At 33.3% G+C, this 21,253-nt stretch carries 26 protein-coding genes; all 26 read left to right on the top strand.

Annotated elements, in window-relative coordinates; all coding sequences use genetic code 11:
• Positions 1-44 precede the first annotated feature (44 nt).
• Positions 45-497, top strand: coding sequence for a hypothetical protein (locus RWO76_RS00345; RefSeq protein ID WP_314353533.1), 453 nt, complete (start codon positions 45-47; stop codon positions 495-497).
• A gap of 70 nt (positions 498-567) precedes the next feature.
• Positions 568-951 carry an HNH endonuclease gene (locus tag RWO76_RS00340; RefSeq protein WP_314353531.1) on the top strand — a complete coding sequence of 128 codons (384 nt, stop codon included), beginning with the start codon at positions 568-570 and terminating at the stop codon, positions 949-951.
• Between the two features lie 96 nt (positions 952-1,047).
• Positions 1,048-1,620, top strand: a complete 573-nt coding sequence (locus tag RWO76_RS00335; RefSeq protein ID WP_314353627.1) for a P27 family phage terminase small subunit — start codon at positions 1,048-1,050, stop codon at positions 1,618-1,620.
• Positions 1,621-1,630: 10 nt separating this feature from the next.
• Positions 1,631-2,413, top strand: a complete 783-nt coding sequence (locus RWO76_RS00330; protein ID WP_314353529.1) for an S-adenosylmethionine synthetase N-terminal domain-containing protein — start codon at positions 1,631-1,633, stop codon at positions 2,411-2,413.
• Positions 2,414-2,425: 12 nt separating this feature from the next.
• A complete protein-coding gene (locus RWO76_RS00325) occupies positions 2,426-3,661 on the top strand; it encodes a site-specific DNA-methyltransferase (protein ID WP_314353528.1) in 1,236 nt (411 codons plus the stop codon).
• Positions 3,654-5,132, top strand: a complete 1,479-nt coding sequence (gene dcm, locus RWO76_RS00320) for a DNA (cytosine-5-)-methyltransferase (RefSeq protein WP_314353527.1) — start codon at positions 3,654-3,656, stop codon at positions 5,130-5,132. The genes RWO76_RS00325 and dcm overlap by 8 nt, the downstream gene beginning before the upstream one ends.
• Before the next feature lie 74 nt (positions 5,133-5,206).
• A complete protein-coding gene (locus RWO76_RS00315) occupies positions 5,207-5,857 on the top strand; it encodes a virulence protein (RefSeq protein WP_314353525.1) in 651 nt (216 codons plus the stop codon).
• The gene (locus tag RWO76_RS08805) at positions 5,841-6,227 is read left to right on the top strand and encodes a DUF4314 domain-containing protein (protein ID WP_399543018.1); all 387 of its coding nucleotides are present in this window, start codon (positions 5,841-5,843) and stop codon (positions 6,225-6,227) included. The genes RWO76_RS00315 and RWO76_RS08805 overlap by 17 nt, the downstream gene beginning before the upstream one ends.
• A gap of 22 nt (positions 6,228-6,249) precedes the next feature.
• Positions 6,250-6,489, top strand: coding sequence for a hypothetical protein (locus tag RWO76_RS00300; protein WP_314353523.1), 240 nt, complete (start codon positions 6,250-6,252; stop codon positions 6,487-6,489).
• 62 nt (positions 6,490-6,551) lie between these two features.
• On the top strand, positions 6,552-8,147 hold the full coding sequence (locus RWO76_RS00295; protein WP_314353521.1) for a terminase TerL endonuclease subunit: 1,596 nt from the start codon (positions 6,552-6,554) through the stop codon (positions 8,145-8,147).
• A gap of 32 nt (positions 8,148-8,179) precedes the next feature.
• Positions 8,180-8,941, top strand: a complete 762-nt coding sequence (locus tag RWO76_RS00290; protein WP_314353519.1) for a hypothetical protein — start codon at positions 8,180-8,182, stop codon at positions 8,939-8,941.
• A 69-nt stretch (positions 8,942-9,010) separates the two neighbouring features.
• Entirely contained in the window at positions 9,011-10,294 is a 1,284-nt protein-coding gene (locus tag RWO76_RS00285; RefSeq protein ID WP_314353518.1) for a phage portal protein, read from the top strand.
• Positions 10,257-10,976, top strand: coding sequence for a head maturation protease, ClpP-related (locus RWO76_RS00280; RefSeq protein ID WP_314353516.1), 720 nt, complete (start codon positions 10,257-10,259; stop codon positions 10,974-10,976). The genes RWO76_RS00285 and RWO76_RS00280 overlap by 38 nt, the downstream gene beginning before the upstream one ends.
• Before the next feature lie 12 nt (positions 10,977-10,988).
• Entirely contained in the window at positions 10,989-12,152 is a 1,164-nt protein-coding gene (locus RWO76_RS00275) for a phage major capsid protein (protein ID WP_314353514.1), read from the top strand.
• An 18-nt stretch (positions 12,153-12,170) separates the two neighbouring features.
• Positions 12,171-12,446, top strand: a complete 276-nt coding sequence (locus RWO76_RS00270; protein ID WP_314353511.1) for a head-tail connector protein — start codon at positions 12,171-12,173, stop codon at positions 12,444-12,446.
• On the top strand, positions 12,446-12,787 hold the full coding sequence (locus RWO76_RS00265; protein ID WP_314353509.1) for a phage head closure protein: 342 nt from the start codon (positions 12,446-12,448) through the stop codon (positions 12,785-12,787). Before RWO76_RS00270 ends, RWO76_RS00265 begins: the two co-directional genes overlap by 1 nt.
• On the top strand, positions 12,775-13,146 hold the full coding sequence (locus RWO76_RS00260) for an HK97 gp10 family phage protein (RefSeq protein ID WP_314353507.1): 372 nt from the start codon (positions 12,775-12,777) through the stop codon (positions 13,144-13,146). Before RWO76_RS00265 ends, RWO76_RS00260 begins: the two co-directional genes overlap by 13 nt.
• Entirely contained in the window at positions 13,139-13,459 is a 321-nt protein-coding gene (locus tag RWO76_RS00255) for a hypothetical protein (RefSeq protein ID WP_314353505.1), read from the top strand. Before RWO76_RS00260 ends, RWO76_RS00255 begins: the two co-directional genes overlap by 8 nt.
• Entirely contained in the window at positions 13,459-14,025 is a 567-nt protein-coding gene (locus RWO76_RS00250; protein WP_314353504.1) for a major tail protein, read from the top strand. Before RWO76_RS00255 ends, RWO76_RS00250 begins: the two co-directional genes overlap by 1 nt.
• A complete protein-coding gene (locus tag RWO76_RS00245; RefSeq protein ID WP_314353502.1) occupies positions 14,025-14,390 on the top strand; it encodes a hypothetical protein in 366 nt (121 codons plus the stop codon). The genes RWO76_RS00250 and RWO76_RS00245 overlap by 1 nt, the downstream gene beginning before the upstream one ends.
• On the top strand, positions 14,387-14,551 hold the full coding sequence (locus tag RWO76_RS00240; protein ID WP_314353501.1) for a hypothetical protein: 165 nt from the start codon (positions 14,387-14,389) through the stop codon (positions 14,549-14,551). The genes RWO76_RS00245 and RWO76_RS00240 overlap by 4 nt, the downstream gene beginning before the upstream one ends.
• Positions 14,552-14,563: 12 nt before the next feature.
• Positions 14,564-17,305, top strand: a complete 2,742-nt coding sequence (locus RWO76_RS00235) for a phage tail tape measure protein (protein ID WP_314353499.1) — start codon at positions 14,564-14,566, stop codon at positions 17,303-17,305.
• Between the two features lie 60 nt (positions 17,306-17,365).
• Positions 17,366-17,725, top strand: a complete 360-nt coding sequence (locus RWO76_RS00230) for a hypothetical protein (RefSeq protein WP_314353497.1) — start codon at positions 17,366-17,368, stop codon at positions 17,723-17,725.
• A gap of 1 nt (position 17,726) precedes the next feature.
• The gene (locus tag RWO76_RS00225) at positions 17,727-19,520 is read left to right on the top strand and encodes a hypothetical protein (RefSeq protein ID WP_314353496.1); all 1,794 of its coding nucleotides are present in this window, start codon (positions 17,727-17,729) and stop codon (positions 19,518-19,520) included.
• Positions 19,507-20,865, top strand: coding sequence for a hypothetical protein (locus tag RWO76_RS00220; protein ID WP_314353495.1), 1,359 nt, complete (start codon positions 19,507-19,509; stop codon positions 20,863-20,865). Before RWO76_RS00225 ends, RWO76_RS00220 begins: the two co-directional genes overlap by 14 nt.
• Positions 20,849-21,253 (top strand): phage holin family protein, encoded by a 405-nt coding sequence (locus RWO76_RS00215; RefSeq protein ID WP_314353493.1) that lies wholly within the window; start codon positions 20,849-20,851, stop codon positions 21,251-21,253. The genes RWO76_RS00220 and RWO76_RS00215 overlap by 17 nt, the downstream gene beginning before the upstream one ends.

Below are 21,253 nucleotides of genomic sequence, written 5' to 3'. Positions count from 1 at the left end.
ACCTCTGTTTATGGTATAATAAATCATAAGCAGAGGTGATTTAATTGAAAAAATATGTAGCATTTTATATTTTAACTTTATTTATATTATTTAGTGGTGGGTGTTCTACAAAATTGTTGCATGAAACCAAACAGAATGATGAGATAGCTAATATATCGAAAGAATACCCTTTAATAGTTAAAGAAATAAAAGAATTTAGCTATGTGGAAGTATATCAAAAAAATAAAAATGTCATTGTTTATGTTAATTCAGACGGTGAGTTAGATGAACCAAATATTATACGCATACAGACTGATAGTGCACTGGAAAAGGATAATATAGAATTTCATTGGTTGAATTGGGAAAAACAAGATTTACAAATGAATGAAGCGCCATCTTTTTTGAAAATTATTATAAAAAATAAAAATAGTGTGATTTTTGAAGATGTAATTAGTTTAATTGAGGAAGGATTGAAAAAAGCTAACGATGCTTTGAAACAAGAGCCTAAAAATAACTAAATAAATCATTAACAAGCCTTGAGGGATAAATCCGCAGGGCTATTTTTATACCCATTTGGAGGTGATGAGAATGCCGATGAAACCAAAGCGACCATGTTCGTATCCAAATTGCCCTAAGCTGACCGATGGACGGTTCTGTGAAGAACACCAACGATTAGAAAACAAACGCTACGAGAAATATGAACGAGACCCAGCAGTTCTCAAACGCTACGGAAGTGTCTGGAAGAGAGTGCGTGCAAGTTACGTCAAGGCTCATCCATACTGCGAGTTGTGTTACCAAAACGGAGTGATGAAAGAAGTCGAAGAGGTTCACCACAAGAAACCTTTATCGCAAGGAGGAACACATAACTTTGAGAACTTGGTTTCTCTTTGTAAATCCTGTCACTCACGAATCCATGCAACTGATGGAACAAAATGGAAGAAAAGAAAGGGCTATGGGGAGGATAATCTCTGAAAGTCTATGAAAACCCAACGACTGTGGGCTTTTGTGCGTAAAAATTGCTATTCAAACAGGGTATTAAAGGTTATCTAGAGAAAGGAAATGTTAAAAATGGCAAGAGATGGAACAAATCGAGGTGGAAGAAGACCTAGAACAGGACCAAAACCTCAAAGTGCAGTTGAAAAAATTCAAAAGGGAAAAGAAGTTAAAGTAATGGATATTCCAAACTTAGAAGTCCATGATTTAGCTGCTGTTGATTTACCAGAAGGAGTAATTCTTTATGGTGAAGATATTCCAAAACCAAGTGAATATTTATCTGCAAAACAAAAAGATGGACGAACATTAGGTGCGGATGAAATTTATAAAGAAACCTATTTATGGTTGAAGGAACGTAAGTGTGAAAAGTTCGTTAATAGTCGTTTAATTGAATCGTATGCACAAGCCTTTGCTCGATACATTCAGTGTGAAGAAGCAATCTCAACGTATGGGTTACTTGGGAAACATCCTACAACTGGTGGAGTGATTACCTCGCCATTTGTACAGATGTCTAGTCAGTTTCAAAAACGAGCTAGCTTATTGTGGTACGAAATTTATGACATTGTTAAACAAAACTGTACGGATGTATATGTTGATACGAGTGAAGATTTAATGGAAAAACTACTTCACTCAAGAAAAAATTTATAAGGAGAATGTTATGATTGAGAAAGTAAATCCTAGTCATCCGGATAAAGTCGCAGACAGAATTGCTGGTGCGATTGTTGATTTGGCTTATGAACTGGAAGAAGAACCTAAAGTAGCAGTAGAAGTTCTTATCGGACATGGCAAGTGTCATGTAATAATTGAAACTACAGTTAAATTTGATAAAAAGAATATTGAAAACATCATTCATAGAATTGCTGGAGAAGTGTTAGCTGATATTGTTATTGTGCCACAAGATAAACAACTATCAGATAACCAACGTGGATTTTTGAGATGTGGTGACAATGGTATTTTTAAAGGAGCACCACTCAAAAAGGAACAACAGTTGCTGTCGAGGATTGCAAGAGAGTTATATGAGCAATTTCCAACTGATGGGAAGTATATCTTGACAGATAAGCGTCTGATTATTTGTCAGAGTTATGCTAGAACAGAAGATATTAAAAAACAATATCCTAACGCAACCATTAATCCATTAGGTGAATGGGCAGGAGGAACTGACGTTGATACTGGAGCTACTAATCGTAAACTTGGAAGCGATATGGCTGATGGAGTGACAGGTGGAGGGTTACATGGGAAAGATTTATCCAAAGCTGATGTTTCATTAAATATTTATGCACATCTAAAGGCACAGAATCTCCAACAACCGGTTGAACTAAGCTGTGCTATTGGAGATGAATTTGTAGACGGAATACCTTATGAAGACATTGTAACATTAGCAAAACATTATATAGATTCCATTGGTGGATTTGAAAAATTCGCTGAGTGGGGTCTTTTTTAGTGGGGTGATAATATGGAAAAAGAAATGCAGTATTTTCTAGCAGATGTAAATGACCTCATTCCATATATTAGAAACGCTCGTACTCATTCCGAGAGTCAGATAGCTCAGATAGCTGCAAGCATAAAAGAATTTGGATTTTTATCTCCGATACTGATTGCTGAAGATAATACAATTTTAGCCGGACATGGCAGACTTGCTGCAGCACAAAAACTAGGGTTGAAGCAAGTACCGTGTGTTAAGGAAAAACACCTAACTGAAACACAAAGGCGAGCTTATATTATTGCAGACAATAGATTATCTCTTAATGCAGGATGGGATGATGAGATGCTTGCGATTGAACTTTCTGAACTTCAAGGTGTGGATTTTGATTTAGACCTTTTAGGGTTTGATGAAAGTGAACTTGCCAGTATTTTTCAAGACGGTAAAGAAGTAGAAGATGATGATTTTGATGTTACTGAAGAACTTAATAAACCATGTTTTTCTAAAGTAGGTGATATCTGGACATTAGGAAGACATAGACTTATCTGTGGTGATTCAACAAAAGAAGAAACCTATCAAAGTCTAATGGATGGAAAGAAAGCAAATCTTGTAGTAACCGATCCGCCTTACAATGTTAACTATGAGGGCAGTGCAGGAAAGATAAAAAATGACAATATGGATAACGATAAATTCTATAACTTTCTACTTGATGCCTTTTCTAATATGAAAAAGGTGATGGCGGATGATGCATCTATCTATGTTTTTCATGCAGACACGGAAGGATTGAATTTTAGAAAAGCATTCAACGATGCAGGATTTTATCTATCCGGATGCTGTATTTGGAAGAAACCATCCCTTGTTCTTGGTAGAAGTCCATATCAATGGCAACATGAACCATGTTTATATGGTTGGAAGAAGAAAGGGAAACATCAGTGGTATTCAGGAAGAAAAGAAACCACCATATGGGAATTTGAAAAGCCTAAGAAAAATGCAGATCATCCTACTATGAAACCTATTCCACTACTTGCTTATCCAATTACCAATTCAAGTATGAGTAACACCCTAATACTTGATCCATTTGGTGGAAGTGGCAGCACGTTAATTGCTTGTGAGCAAACAGACCGTTCTTGTTATACTATTGAACTTGATGAAAAGTTCTGTGATGTAATCGTCAAAAGATATATTGAGCAGGTTGGAACTGATAAAGATGTATTAGTATTAAGAGATGGAAAAGAATATTTATATAGTGAGGTGACTGCTGATGAGTAAGGAATTAACTCTTGGCAGTCTTTTTGATGGAAGTGGGGGTTTTCTGCTTGGAGCAAAGTTATTGGGAATTAAACCTATATGGGCATCAGAAATTGAACCATTTCCCATCAGGGTTACTACAAAAAGAATGCCGGAAGTAAAGCATCTAGGGAATGTGTCAGATATTAAAGGCTATGAAATAGAGCCAGTGGATATTATTACTTTTGGAAGTCCCTGTCAGGACATGTCCATAGCAGGGAAAAGAGCGGGACTGAATGGTTCTCGTTCTAATTTGTTTTTTGAAGCAATAAGAATTATTAAAGAAATGAGGGAGAAGACGAATGGAACAAAACCAAGATACATCGTTTGGGAAAATGTCCCTGGTGCATTCTCCTCAAACAAGGGAGAAGACTTTAAAAAAGTGCTTAAAGAAATCTGTGAAATCAAAGGATATCAAATTGATGCACCTAGACCTAACAAGTGGCAAAATGCAGGACTTATCATGGCAGATGATTTCAGCCTCGCATGGAGGGTATTTGATGCTCAGCACTGGGGAGTCCCCCAAAGAAGAAGACGAATCTATCTTGTCTGCGATTTTAATGGAGAAAGTGCCAGAAAAATATTATTTGAGTCCGAAGGCATGTCTTGGCATCTTGAAAAGAGCAAATGCCCGTGGGAAAGAACTGCCAAAGATTCTAAGACTGGCATTAGAAATGGGTGCGAAAATCTGTGCTTAAATGACCAAGGTGGTCAGAGGATGGATATTTATGAAAATAAAAGTGGAACAATTACAGCAAGCGTAGGTAATCATCCACCCTTAGTATTTGAAAATCATGGACAGGACTCTAGAATCAAAGGTCCAATTGATATTAGTAATACACTAGGAGCAAGTCTTGGAACTGGTGGAAATAATCAACCTTTTGTAGTTGAAGATAAAGTAGATATATTTGATGTCAGAATCACTTCAGAAAACACTAAGAATCATAGAGCCAATATCTATGAAACGGATGTTGCAAGGACTATAAATACTGGATTAAATTCACCAGATGGTAATCAAGGAGGCCTTGCTATTGTTTATTCAATAAGTAAAAATTCGCATCATACTGAAGCAGTAGAAAATTTAGCGAATACTTTAGTAGCAAGCGACTATAAAGACCCTCCAGTTGTTAATGACATTGATGGTAAAAAATATATTGTACGAAGACTTACACCAAAGGAATGTGGAAGACTTCAAGGATTCCCAGACGGTTGGTGCGATGGACTTGAAACAGAAAATCCGACACAAGATGAACTAGAATTTTGGTTTGAAGTCTTTGAAACATATAGAAGAGTTGTAACAAAAGCTACTAAACCTAGAAGTGAAAAAAAGATAAGAAAGTGGCTTAAAAATCCTCATACAGATTCTGCAGAATATAAGATGTGGGGGAATGGTGTAGCCCTTCCGAATGTCTGTTTTGTACTAGCAGGAATTGCTCATTTTTATTTTGAATAAATCTTAAAAATAACTTGCTATTTACAGCCTTTAGAGTGATATATGTACATACCAAATTAAAGGAGGTAAGAAGTATGGAATTAAAGTATGAACTGAAAGGTGCAGAAAGAAAAAAGTTAGTTAAGGCAATTGAATCGTTAACTGGCTATAAAGCCAAATACTTAGGTATGCCAAGTGCAGCTTATGAGGTAGGAACATTTATTGTGAGTAAAGAAGGTACGGTTAAATCAACAACTGATAAAGACCTAGAAAATCTTGAGAAAATTCTAGCAAATGATTATGCAATAGAAATTCCGAAAAGCGAAACTGTGGTCACTCAGGGGCTTACAGTAGCAATTCCAATAGAGAAGGTAAATTTATCAAACCTAGAAAAAATATTGGAAAACAAAGGGGATTTAATTAAAAAGGCACTTGGAGTTATAAGTCTTGGAACAGAGGAAGATGAAGAAAAAGTAAGTTTTCCTTGGTTTGAAAATATCGATAATGAACATCTAATGACATATACAAAATTTATTACAGCACTTTGCAAGATGAGTGTCAAAGCTAAACGCATAAATGAATTTTCCAAAGAAGTTATAAATGAAAAGTATACTTTTAGATGTTTTCTTTTAAGACTTGGTTTTATAGGTGATGAATTTAAAATGGATAGAAAGATACTTCTTGAAAAATTATCTGGATCATCTGCTTTTAGAAATGGAGGTCTTAAAGATGAAATTTCTAAGTAGAGAGATTGTTGAAGAAATTAGGAAAAGATATCCAAAAGGAAGTAGAGTGGCACTAGTCTTTATGGACGATTCTCAAGCTCCTCCTGTTGGAACTTTAGGTACAATTCTTGGTGTGGATGATATTGGTTCATTAATGGTTGAGTGGGATAATGGCAGTCATTTAAATGTTATTTATGGTGAGGATAAAGTTAGAATTGTTCACTATAATAAAACGATTCAATTTCAATTTGAAGAAGTAAGAACTACAGGTTTAGTGAATATGTTGGACTATACTGGAGTTCAAAGAATAGCTATGATGTTAGGATATTTTGAATTAGTTGAGTTTATTAAAAATTATCGAAAAGAATATTTCGATTTATTGGGAAAATAACTTGCTATTATAGTGGTTTAGAGTGATATATAGACTACCAAAAGAGAAGGAGTTTATTACCATAACAACATTCGAAAAAGATTATAAAGCCATTATTCAAGACGTAACAGAAGCAAAAGACATTTTAATAGGACGCAAAGAAACGATTGAAAAACTAAAAAAAGAACAAAGAGCTTGTAAAAATAAATTTAGATGGACATGTATGCAACAAGAAATTGAAAGATTACAAAATGAATATCGAGTGTTAGATGACTTGATTTAAAGAGTGGATAAGATCACGAAAGTGGTCTTTTTTAGTACAAAAAATTAGGAGGTGAGAGTACGGTGAATAAAAAATATAAGCCTACCAAATTTAAAGCTAAAGATTCAATTTATAGTGAATCTCATGCTGATTATGCCGTAAATTTTATTCAATGTTTAAGTCATACTAAAGGAACATGGGCAGGAAAACCTTTTGAACTATTGCCATGGCAAGAAGAAATTATACGTGATTTATTTGGAATATTAAAGCCGAATGGGTATCGACAGTTTAATACTGCTTATGTAGAAATCCCTAAAAAGATGGGAAAGAGCGAACTTGCTGCTGCAGTGGCTTTGCTTCTTTGTTGTGGGGATGGTGAGGAAAGAGCTGAGGTATATGGTTGTGCAGCTGATCGTCAACAAGCAACTATTGTTTTTGATGTAGCTGCGGATATGGTTCGAATGTGCCCCGCTCTCAATCGAAGAGTTAAAATTCTTGCGTCACAGAAAAGAATTATTTACACACCTACTAATAGTTTTTATCAAGTGTTATCAGCTGAGGCTTACTCAAAGCATGGGTTCAATATTCACGGAGTAGTGTTTGACGAATTGCATACTCAACCAAATCGTAAGTTATTTGATGTTATGACAAAAGGGAGTGGCGATGCAAGAATGCAACCTCTCTATTTCTTAATTACAACAGCAGGAACAGATACGAATTCAATTTGTTATGAAACGCATCAAAAAGCTAAAGATATTATTGCTGGACGTAAAATAGACCAAACGTTTTATCCAGTAATTTACGGGGCAAATGAAAATGATGATTGGACTGATCCGAAAGTTTGGAAGAAAGCTAATCCATCTTTAGGAGTAACAGTTGGAATGGATAAAGTGAAAGCTGCCTGTGATTCGGCAAAACAAAATCCTGCAGAGGAAAATGCCTTTAGACAATTACGTTTAAATCAATGGGTGAAACAATCTGTTCGATGGATGCCGATGGAAAAATGGGATAAATGTGCTTTTAAAGTGAATGAGGAAACCTTAAAAGGTCGTGTTTGTTATGGTGGATTAGATTTATCATCCACTACCGATATGACCTCTTTTGTTTTGGTATTCCCACCTCAAGATGAAGACGACAAATTTATGATACTACCGTATTTTTGGATACCTGAGGACACACTCGACCTTCGTGTAAGACGAGATCATGTCCCTTATGATTTATGGGAGAAACAAGGATACGTGCAAACAACAGAAGGGAATGTTGTCCATTATGGATTTATCGAACAATTTATTGAACATTTAGGAGAAATTTATAATATTAGAGAAATTGCATTTGACCGATGGGGTGCTGTTCAAATGGTCCAAAATCTTGAAAATATGGGGTTTACAGTTGTGCCATTTGGACAAGGCTTTAAAGATATGAGTCCACCAACAAAGGAATTAATGAAATTAACTTTAGAAGAAAAATTAGCACATGGTGGACATCCAGTTTTGAGATGGAATATGGATAATATTTATATCAGGAGAGACCCAGCGGGGAATATTAAAGCTGATAAAGAAAAGTCTACTGAGAAAATTGACGGTGCAATAGCAACGATAATGGCACTTGACCGTGCAATAAGATGCGGAAATGTTAATACTGAAAGTGTTTATGATGGACGTGGATTGTTGTTTATGTGATAATTGTAAATAATTTGTTATGAGGTGATAAAATGGAACAAAATGTTTGGGAATCTATTACAGAAGAAAATGGTAATTTTTTTGCATCTAGTGATAAAATTTTTCTGAATAAAATACAAAAAAACAAAAAATATAAAATGTTAGACGATGATTTTAAATTAGATTTGAGTGTTATTCCCCTTCATTTTGTTGGTGATATTCGTAATGCTAAAGTTTTAGTTCTAAATCTTAACCCTGGAATTGGTGAAAAGTATTTATCTTTTTACAATGAGAATAAAGAGTATCAGGAAAAGATAATTAATAATTTAACATTTAAAGACCCTAAATTCTTTGAATTTGATTATTATACAGAAAATAACGAAGGTTATTGGAGTAGATTATCTCCTTTATTTTCTGATAAATATTCTGAAAAAATTTCTAAAAATAAGATTAGTAAAGATACAAAAGATTTGGATATATTTTTTACAAAAAATATTGCATTAGTTGAATTTTTTCCGTATCATTCAAAGAAATTTTTTGGAATGAAAGATATATTTAATTCTACTGTTAAGGAAATGAAGGAATATTTACCTAGTCAACAATTTGTATTTAATATTATTAGGGAAAGAATAGAAAATAAAAATGTAATAATTCTTCTTTCTAGAGCAGCTACTAAATGGATAGAAGTTATACCTGAAATTAAATTTTATAATAAGGCGTATAAATGTAGTAATCCCTTTAATCCAAGTTTTAAACTAAATCATATTTTGAAACTTAATATGGGTGAAGAAATAGTTGAAGAAATAAAAAAATAAATGATAAAATATTTAATAGCATCTCAAATGAGGTGCTTTTTTTATACACAAATTTAGGAGGTAAAGCTAGTGAATATAATAACTAAATTATTCAAAAGTAGAGATAAACCACAAAACCGAATTAATGGAAGTACCTATAGTTTTCTAATGGGAGGAAGTTCAAGTGGCAAACGAGTAACGGAAAGAACAGCTATGCAGATGACAGCAGTTTATAGTTGTGTACGTATCCTATCAGAAACTTTGGCAAGTTTACCACTGCATATTTATGAAGTTACAGAAAGTAATTCTAAAAAAGCTATTAGCCATCCATTGTATAACTTATTGCATGATGAACCAAATACTGAGATGACAAGTTTCATTTTTAGAGAAACGCTGATGACGCATTTATTATTATGGGGGAATGCATATGCTCAGATAATTCGTAATGGAAAGGGAGAAGTGTTAGGTCTTTACCCACTTATGCCTGATCGAATGAAAGTTGATCGTGATGAACGGGGGCAGTTGTATTATGAATATTTAGTGAGTGATAGTGATGCGAATACAAAAGAAAGAGGAATTGTTCGTCTTGAACCATTAGATATACTCCACATTCCAGGATTAGGCTTTGATGGTTTAGTTGGGTATAGTCCAATTGCAATGGCAAAAAATGCAATTGGAATGGCAATTGCAACTGAAGAATATGGTGCAGCTTTCTTTGCGAATGGTGCAACACCAAGTGGAATACTAGAACATCCCGGTGTAGTGAAGAATCCGGAAGCAATGCGTGAGAGTTGGGCGAAAGGTTTCTCAGGAAGTAATAGTCATAAAGTTGCTATTTTAGAAGAAGGAATGAAATACACTCCAATTTCTATTGCACCAAATGAAGCTCAGTTTCTTGAAACAAGGAAGTTTCAATTAAATGAAATAGCACGAATATTTCGAGTGCCACCTCATATGGTTGGTGATTTAGAGAAATCTAGTTTTTCTAATATCGAGCAACAGTCACTTGAGTTTGTTAAATATACTTTAGATCCATGGGTAACTCGTTTTGAACAAGCCATGACTAGAAGATTATTAACTACAGATGAAAAGAAAAAATTTTACATCAAATTTAATGTGGATGGACTGCTTCGAGGCGATTATCAAAGTCGAATGAATGGATATGCAACTGCAAGACAAAATGGTTGGATGAGTGCAAATGATATTCGAACTTTAGAAAATCTTGATTTAATTTCTGATGAAGAAGGAGGGAATCTTTATCTTATTAATGGCAATATGCTTCCATTGAAAAATGCTGGGGCATTTGCAAAATTGAAAGAAACGGAGGAAGGAATAAATGAAGAAATTTTGGAATTGGAAAATCATTCAAAATAATAAAAATGAACCGAATGAAGCTGTACTTTATTTAAATGGTACGATTGCAGAAGAATCATGGTTTGATGATGATGTGACACCTAAAATTTTTAAAGAAGAATTAGAAAACCATCAAGGAGATATAACCGTTTGGATAAATTCACCGGGGGGAGATTGTATTGCAGCAGCACAAATTTATAATCTTTTGATAGAACATAAAGGAAATGTAACTGTTAAAATTGATGGAATTGCAGCGAGTGCTGCAAGTGTGATTGCAATGGCAGGAACAACGGTGAAGATGAGTCCAGTTGCCATGCTGATGATTCATAATCCAATGACGATTGCTTATGGAAATACATCAGAAATGGAAAAAGCAATAGAGATGTTACAAGAAGTTAAGGAATCCATTATTAATGCTTACGAACTGAAAACAGGATTGTCACGTAATAAACTTTCTAAGTTAATGGACAACGAAACTTGGATGGATGCAAGAAAAGCTGTTGAGTTAGGATTTGCAGATGAGATGATGGAACGAAATACAAAAAATCTTGAACCTCCATCTGTATCTATGATGTATTCAGAAACACTGCTTACTAATTCATTAATGGATAAATTAAAAAATACATGGCAACCGCCACAAATAACAAAAAATAAAGTCTCAGCCGACTCCTTAATGGAACGGCTATTTTTATTGGAAAAATAGGGGGGAAAAACAATGACAAAATTACAAGAATTAATTGAAAAACGTGCAAAAGCATGGGAAGGTGCTAAAGCTTTCGTGGAAAGTAAGAAGGACAAAGACGGTCTATTAAGTGATGAAGATGTGAAAACTTATCATGAGATGGAGAGTAAGATTCAACAATTTACAGATGAAATTGATCGTACTACTAGAATGGATGCAATGGAGCGTGAATTATCGAAACCAGTTAATACTCCATTAACAGCTAAGCCAATGGGAGATATGAAGGAAAGTGAAGTAAAACCTTCCTCTGTTTATAAAGAAGCTATGCTAAAAGCATTACGTTCTAACTTCAGACAAATCGATAATGTATTACAGGAAAAAGTGGATGCAGATGGTGGATATCTTGTACCTGAAGAGTATGACAATCGTTTAATTCAAACTTTAAATGGCGAAAATATTATGCGAAGTTTAGCGAATATTATTACAACTAGTGGAGACCACAAAATTAATATTGCAGCAACGAACCCAGCTGCAGCATGGATTGAAGAAGGTGGTCAGTTAACATTTGGGGAAGCTACTTTTAAACAAGTGTTATTAGACGCACATAAACTTCATGTGGCCATCAAAGTTACTGAAGAACTACTTTACGATAGTGCTTTTAATTTAGAGGATTATATTTTAGAACAATTTGGTAAAGCATTAGCGAATGCAGAAGAAGATGCTTTCTTAAATGGTGATGGAACGGGAAAACCAACTGGTATTTTCCACGAAACAAATGGGGGTACTCATTTAACCGAAGTAACCGCATTTAAGTCTGATGACATTATCAACCTGATTCATGCCTTGAAGCGTCCTTATCGAAAAAATGCTGCTTTTATTATGAACGATAAATTGATTGCAACTATTCGTAAATTAAAAGATGGAAATGGGGCTTATATGTGGCAACCATCTTACCAAGTAGGTGAGCCAGACACCTTACTTGGTTATTCTGTTTATACTTCAGCTTTTGCTCCTGAAGGAAAGATTGCCTTTGGAGATTTCAGCTATTACAACATTGGTGATAGAGGAACACGTTCATTTAAACAATTAACTGAGTTATTTGCTGGTAATGGAATGATTGGTTTTGTTGCAAAAGAACGAGTGGATGGAAAACTAATTTTACCTGAAGCTGTTCAGATTTTACCTGTTAAAGGTTAATGAAAGAGAGGGAAAAAGATGGTTAGTTTAGAAGAAGTGAAAAAATACTTGCGAGTTGACAGCTCTGATGACGACCATCTTTTGTCAACTCTCATTCAAACAAGTACTACTCTTTGTTGGCAAGTAGCAAGATTAAAGGATGAAGTTGAACTTCAAGAATATGAAGAGATTGCTCGTGTAGCTATTTTATTCTCAGTTGCTTATTTATACGAACACCGAGAAGACGCTAATATGAATGATTTAACAGTAACCTTAAGGTCGTTATTATTTGGAATTCGAAAGGGAGGATTTTAATGTCTGTTAGTGATTTTAATGTCAGAATTACTTTACTTACTCCTAAAATCGAGGTGGACGATATTGGAAATCGTAGAAATAAGTGGGATAAATTTTACGAATGTTATGCTTCAGTTAGTGAAATTAAGCCAAATGAAAAAGAAGGTCGTGCTGTTGTTTATGATGATACGCAATTGAGTTTTACCATTCGATATTCTAAGGAAGTTTCTTACTTAGAGAGTACAAAACTTCGTGTTATTTTCCAAAATAGGAAGTATGAAGTTATTGGTATAGATTATATGCACTATCAAAATAAACTGATTAAAATCCATACAAAGAGGGTGGAAAAATGGTCCAAGTAGATAAATTGGGAGATGCTATAGGAGAACAATTAATTGAATATGCAAATCATATCTCTGAAGATATTAAGAAAATTGTGCTAGATGTTGCAGATGATGTGAAAAAGGATATTCAAGCTACTGCTCCAATCAGAAAAGGAAAATATGCAAAAAGCTGGAGAGTAAAAAAGGTAAAAGAAAATAGTAATAGTATAAATGTTGTAGTTCATTCTGAGAAGCATTACCAACTGACACATTTATTAGAATTTGGACACGCATTGAGAAATGGTGGACGTTCAAAAGCCATTCCTCATATTGCTCCAGCAGAACAACGTGGAATTGAGAATTTTGAAAAGAGAGTCATGGAGGGATTAGATGGATAGATTGTTATCACTATTACGGGAATTTAATTTTCCTTATGCCTATCATCATTTTGCAGAAGGCGAAAGTCCTGAACCTCCATTTTTGATTTATCTTATTCCAAAGAACCATCATTTTTCAGCAGATGGGAAAATTTATCATAAAACTATGTTAGTTAGATTGGAACTGTATAGTGATAAAAAGGACATAGAAAATGAATCAACGATGGAAAATGTTCTTGAAAGAAATGATATTTATTATCAAAAATCTTCTTTGTGGATTGAGAGTGAATCTCTTTACGAAACAATTTATGAATTTGAAATGGAGGAAGAATAATGGAAAACAAAGTTAAATTTAATTTGTCACATGTTTATTATGCCAAGTTAAATCAAGGTGAAAAAACAACTTTTGAAAAACCAGTACCCATTCCAGGTGCTGTGAAATTAAGTTTGGATCCAAATGGTGAACCAGACAGCTTTTATGCTGATGGAATTCAATACTACACCATTAATAATAATATGGGATACGATGGTGAATTAGAACTTGCTTTAATTCCTGAAAGTTTTAGAAGAGATATTTTGCACGAAACTGCAGACAAAAACAAAGTTTTAATCGAAGATGCTAATAGTGAAACAGAAAATTTTGCATTACTCTTTGAATTTGATGGAGATAAAAAGAAGATTAGACACGTTTTATATAACTGCTCTGCAGGAAGACCTAAAATTGAAGGGCAATCGAATGAGGAAACACGTGAGGTTCAATCTGAAACCTTATCCATCAAAGCAAGACCTTTAAAGGAAGGACCAGTAAAAGCTAAAACTGGAAAGGAAACAACAGAAGCAACTTATAATAATTGGTATCAAGAAGTTTATATGCCTGTAGCAGAAGGGATGGAAGGATAATGGCTATTTTTAAAGAAATTACTATAGATGATAAAAAAGTAAAATTTAAAGCATCTGCAGCAATTCCAAGATTATATCGTAATAAGTTTTCAAGAGATATTTATATGGACTTATTAGTTTTAGAAAAAATCTCTAAATCAAAAGGTGAAGTTGATGTAGAAAGTTTAGAAATATTTGAGAATATTGCTTATATCATGGCTTTTCACGCTAATAATAAAATTTCAGGAAATGTTACGGAATGGTTAGAACAGTTTTCTACATTTTCAATTTATCAAGTTTTACCTGAATTAATACAGTTATGGACAAAAAATACAAGGACAATGAGTGTCCCTTTAAAAAAGCAAAATCAACGGAGCGGAAGATGACAACCGCTCTTTTTTTGTTAAGGGCAGTTGAATTAGGTCTATCCATGAATGATTTATCATCAGTAACTATTGGTTTAGTAAATGATATGTATATTGAAAAGAATAACGACCAATTTGAATTTGCTGTTATTGCGACTCAAGAAGATATGGATCAGTTTTAGGAGGTGATGAGAGTGGCTAATAGAATTAAAGGAATTACTGTAGAAATTGGCGGAGACACTCTCAAACTTCAACAATCTTTACAACAAGTAAATTCAAACATTAGACAGACGCAAAGTGAATTAAAAGATGTAGAGAGATTGTTAAAATTGGATCCTCATAATACAGAGCTTTTAGCACAAAAACAGAAATTGCTAAGTACTTCAATCGATGAAACTACAAAAAAACTTGAAGCATTAAAACAAGCTGAAGAACAATCAAAAAAAGCGTTTCAAAATGGAGAAATAACGGAAGAACAGTTTAGAGGACTTCAAAGAGAAATCATTGCAACTAAAGAGGAATTAGATAAATTAAATGAACAGTTAAAAAATACGGATAGTGGTTTTCAGGCAACTACAAAAAAAGTTGGAGAAAAGGTTTCTGCAGTAGGAGAAAAGATTACTTCTGTGGGGACTACTTTAAGTAAAAATGTTACTGCTCCAATCATAGCTGTAGGTGCTGCAGCTACACTTGCTTTTAATGAAATCGATGAAGGTTATGACACAATTGTCAAAAAAACAGGTGCTACAGGTGATGCGTTTGTTGGACTAAAAGAAGTTGCAGATAATATATTCAAATCGCTTCCTGTAAATATGAGTGATGTTGGTGTAGCAGTTGGAGAAGTAAATACTCGTTTTCATGTAACTGGAGAAGAACTTCAAGAACTATCAACGTTATTCATAAAATTTGCCGAAATAAATGAAACAGATTTGAATAACGCTATTGGATTAACAAATAAAATCATGGTGCAATGGGGAATTGATACTAAAGAAACTGCGAATGTATTAGGCTTAATTACTCAGAAAGCACAAGATACGGGAATTAGCGTTGATACTTTGATGAATGGTGTCCAACAATATGGATCCGTCATGAAGGAGATGGGATTATCACTAGGACAAGGCATCAATCTTTTAGCACAGTTTGAAGCAAATGGGGTTAATGCGGATCAAGCATTAATGGGATTGAAAAAAGCTGTTGCAGCTTATGTTAAAGATGGATTATCAATGGATGAAGCACTGAAGAAAACCATTGATTCCATTAAAAATGCTAGCAGTGAAACTGAAGCCTTATCGATTGCTACTTCAATTTTTGGAGCTAAAGGTGCTACTGAGATGACAAAAGCAATTCGTGAGGGACGTATATCTTTTGATGAATTATCAGGTAGTATGAGTGAATATGGGGAAGTGGTTAATGCCACTTTTGAAGGAACAGAAGATGGTATTGACCAGTTTCAAGTAGCTATGAACAATGCTAAATTGGCTTTAGGAAGTTTAGGAGAAAGTATATCAGATGTTTTAGGTCCTATTTTGCAACAAGTAGCAGTCATTATTGGAAATCTTGCCACTTGGTTTGATCATTTAGATCCATCTATTAAACAAGCTATCGTTGTGATTGGTTTGGTAGTAGCTGCTGTTGGTCCATTATTAGTAGTGTTAGGAACAATTATTAGTTCCATTGGAAGTATTATTACCGCAATAGGAACACTATCAGGGGTATTTTCTGCGATAGGTGGAGTTATTGGTACTGTTGTAGGTGCAATATCTGCTCCCGTACTTGCTATTGTTGCAGCTGTTGCTGCAGTAATAGCAATAGGTATCGCTTTAATAAAAAATTGGGATGAAGTTAAAGCCTTTTGTATCACTGCCTGGCAAGCTATCCAAAATACTTTTTCTACTATTTGTCAGTCGATACAAACAACAGTCACTTCTATTTGGGAAAATATAAAAACTTATATTAGTAACATATTAACAACTATCCAAGAAATATTTAGCAATATATGGAATCAAATTAAAGAAACTATTTCTTCCGTTTGGACTGGGATTCGACAAGGAATAGAAGCAGTGTTAAATGCAATACAAACTATTATTAATTCAGTATGGAATACGGTTGCCCAAATAACAAGTACGGTATGGCAAACGATTAAGGAAACTGTTCATACGATTTTTACTTCTATTCATGATGTCGTTGTTTCGATTTTAACAACTATTCAAGAATTTATTCAAAAAAGTTGGCAAACAATTCAACAAATTATTAGTAACGTTTTAGAAACGATTCGAAATACTATGCAATCAGTATGGAATAATATTTATTCAACGATTAGTAATTTAGTTAATTCCATTTTAAGTACTGTTTCATCAGTATTTGACAGTATGTATTCTGCTATTTCAGGAACAATTGATAACATTTATTCAACGGTTTCAAGTGGATTTGATAATGCCGTTTCATATATTTCTGGACTTATTAGTTCTGCCTATTCATGGGGAAGTGATTTAATTAGTGGTATCGTTGCAGGGATTACAAGCAAAATATCAGCAGTCATTAATGCAGTTTCAAATGTTGCTAGTACAATTTGGAGCTATTTACACTTTAGTGTCCCTGAAGTTGGACCGTTAACAGATTATCAAAAATGGATGCCTGACTTTGTAAAAGGGTTATCAGACAGTCTAGAAAAAAGTAAAGGAGTTATAAAAAAATCTATTTCAAAATTATCGAATGAGTTAGTTATTAATCCTAACATTCCTGAAATGAAAACTTCAAGTGATGCTAAAGGGTTCAGAAACCAGTATCAGGATTTAATAAGAATTGTTAACGATATGACGAATTCTAAAAATAATAAGGAAGAAATTGTGATTCCTATTTATCTAGGAGGAAATTTATTAGATGAATTTATTTTAGATGCTCAACATAGACAGTTAATAAAATCAGGAGGAAGATGATAATTCTGATGATTATTACTGTCTTTATTAGTTATTTTGAATACAAAGGGGGAAGGAATGATGAAACATGTGTATTTAAAAATTAATAATCAACTATTACCGACGCCTGATGATTTTGATTTAAAAACGAAAGATATTGAAGGGGCTAGTAGTGGTATGACAGAGGCGGGAATTACTCATCGAGATATTATTAGACAAGGTGTTGTTTCTATTGCATTAAAATTTACTTTGTCTAGTCAACGCTTAGTTGAGGTATCAAAATTAGTGAAAGACGCATTATTAACCATTATTTATATGGATCCTTACACGTTAGAAGAAAAAGAAATTCAGGGTTATTGTACCGACTTTCAAGTACAGTTATTAAAAAATACAAACCATTATGGTTTATGGCAAGTTTCATTTACATTGGAGGAATATTAGAATGATACCTGTAACTGAAAAATTTAATACAGCTATTAAACAGAAAAGTCGACAAATTTTTTGGACAGGAAAAATTCTTTTAAAGGATGAAACGGTGGTTGAATTCGATGATAAGCACATATTATTAGATAGTGGCTCTATTACGCATTCTTGTTCAGGGACTAATGAATTAGAATTTGGTACTGTTTATGCTTCTGAAATGGGAATTACTCTAAAATTAGATAAGCTAACAACTGCTAGTCTTGAAAATGGAATTGTGCATTTATTTTTCAATATTAAGTTAAATAATGACAGTATTGAAACTATACCGATGGGAATTTTTGAGATAGCAGAAGCTAACCGAACTAAACACTTTGTTCAATTAAAGGGATATGATTATATGGTTCGTTTTGATAAAACACTAAATTTTAGCGATACCTATGGCTCAATTTTTGAATTATTAGAATTTTGTTGTAAGAAATGCCATGTAGAATTGGGAATGTCTAAAGAGATGGTTGAAATATTACCAAATGGTAAGGAACAAGTTGGAGTTTACTCGGAACACGATATCGAAAGTTTTCGAGATTTGTTGCATTATATTGGGATGACGACTGCAACATTTGCGACAATAGGACGTGATGGGAAACTATATTTAAAAAGATATTTACAAGACTCTGTTTGGGATGTAAGAGAAGAAAATCGATATGAATTAAGTATTTCAGATTTTAAGGTTGATTATACGGCAATACAAAGTACAAATTTAAAAACAAAAATTTCAGAGTATTATGCTCTTGAGGTCGATACAGGATTGACGATGAATGTGGGAGTTAACCCGTTAATGCAATTAGGATTGCCAGATAAAAGAACCAGAATGTGCCAAGCAATTCTACAAGAAGTCACAAAAATAAAATATACTCCTTTAGACAGTTTAATCGTTAGTAATCCTGCACTAGAAGTGGGGGATTTAATAAGTTTTTATGTTTTGAACCAACAATACTTATCCATAATAACGAGTATTGAATATACCATTCACGGAAAATATCGAATTAAAAGTGTCGGGAAAAATACTTTAAAGTCTGCTAATAAAAGTAAGCAAGATAAAAATATTCAAGGTATTTTACAATCGATTGAATCCGATAAACTTGCAGTGAATACTTATACGAACTTATCTGCCATAAAGATTAAACAAAAAAATCAAACCATTATTGATTTTGAATTTGCATCCAATAAAGAAACGGATGCTTTTTTTATGGCTACAATTCTGTTCAGTCAAAAAAGAAAAATGATTAAAGTTGAGGAAAAACTAGAAATGTTGGATGGAGAAGAAAGAAAAGAAATTACAATCTTTCGAACAACCGTAAAGAAACAAAGGTTACATTTAAAATATTATTTAAATGAATTTCCAATTGAACAAGTTCAACCTTCAACTGAATGTGGAGAAGGAAATGATTTAATAACTGTCATGTATCCTTTGAAGCACCTTCCTGAAAAAGTCATTAATCATTTTGTTGTGGAGATGAGTGTAGATGATGGAGAAATAGAAATTCCGATAGAAGGAATTCAAGCGATTGTAGTTGGTAGTGGTCTTGGAGGTAGTGTTCCGTGGGATGGAAAAATTAAGGTTAATGAAACAATTCCATTAAGGAATTTAGCTTTAAAAAGCATGATTAGTTTTAAAGATAACTCTGCTGAATTGAAGGTTGACGATTTTCCTGAATATAAAGTAACGGACGTTTTACGACTTAACTCATTAAAACTAACTATGATGAACTTTGATTACGAGGAAAAAGAGGTGGAGATTAATGCTGAAAGGTAAAACTGTAATTGAGTTGACAAATCAACAAACAAAAGAAGTAGAAAAAATTGAAGATACGAATATGGTAACGGATGTACTTGAACAAATTCTTACATTAAATCCATGCGGAATGATTTGTAATTCAAAAAAGAAAGAATTTTTTCCTATTATTAATAAATTATTAGGAGGAATTTTACTATATGAAAACATAATTGAAGAAGATAAGAATATTGTATTTGTGCCTACAACGAATAATTGTATAGGGTATGCCGGACAAACAGCAGGAGATTTGGAGAATGTGCTTCAAGGAAGTCTAAATAAACAAGAATCAAAAGAAACTGGAAATGGGTATAAGTTTGTATGGGATTTTGGTACATCCAAAGCCAATGGTAAAATCTCGAGTTTATGTTTGACGAATGCTAAAGCAGGAGAAAGTTATTATGGTACAAAGAAAAGAAGAACTGAAAGTATGGTTCTACTAAGTTCAGAAGAGTATAGCTCTGTCCCTGATGAGATATGGGCAAAATATACTTATTCTTTTGATGGGGATTTTGTAAATAACACATTGACATCCTGTTGGATAGAAAATAAAAAGTTAGTCTTTAAAAAATTTCGAGAGCCATTTTTAAAATATAAATTTTCAGATAATTTTGATTTCTTTTTGGAGAAGCCATTAAAAGAGTTTTCTGTAATATTTAAAAAAATTGGAAGTTTTGATCCTGAAACTGGATGTGTTTATTATGACGCAAAGAATTATTATTTTTTAATTTCAAAAGTTAATGGACAAAATACTAATATTTATAAAATGACTATTAACAAGGAGGATGCAAGTTATGAAGAAACGATTTTAACGTTAGAAAATATTAAGCTATCAAAACTAGGATCGTATTATGATGATCATAAAACCCATTCTTTATTAAGAGGAGAATATGTATATGCGTATGATTCAGATACAGCTAAAATAGTTAAATTTAATATTAATAATCCAGTAGATGTTTCTATACTAGAGTCTGATTTTAGTCTATATCAAGGTTACGATAGCTCTTATAATTGTACACTTTATCAGATAGGGAACATGATTGGCGGACTGAATTTTGTAATAGATGAGAATGACAAAGTATATAAAACAGCTGAAAAATATTTTCCTTTTGGGTCTAAACCAATTTCATATGGACCATTTGTCATTCTATACCAAAAAGTAAAAAGAGGTTATTCTGACCCTCAATATTATCGACATTTATATTTGGTATCGCCATATGCAGCTACAATTAATAATTTGTCTAAGGAAGTTGAAAAAACAGCAGATAAAACAATGAAAATTATTTATACAATTTCAGGAGGAAATGAAAATGAAAGCAACAGTTGACAGTTTTAATATTATAGTTTCTACAATAGGAGGAATTCTAGGAGAATTTTTAGGGAACATGGATGGGATTTTGTATGCCTTAGTGATTTTTGTCATATTAGATTATGTGACTGGGGTACTTTATGCCGTGGAAGAGAAAAAATTATCAAGTGCCGTTGGATATGAGGGGATTGCACGTAAAGTCACCATTTTTATTTTGGTGGGTATCGCTAATATTTTAGACTCTTATATATTAGGACAATCTGGAGTATTACGAGCAGTTGTAATCTTTTTTTATTTATCGAACGAAGGAATTTCTATTTTGGAAAATGCGACAGAATTGGGCTTACCAGTTCCTGAAAAGTTAAAAAACATCTTAAATCAACTTACGAAGAAAGAGGGAGAATAA

Origin of the sequence: uncultured Granulicatella sp. (assembly GCF_963521425.1) — a bacterium.
In the GTDB taxonomy this organism is placed as follows: Bacteria; Bacillota; Bacilli; order Lactobacillales; family Aerococcaceae; genus Granulicatella.
This window is presented reverse-complemented; position numbering and strand designations above follow the sequence as displayed.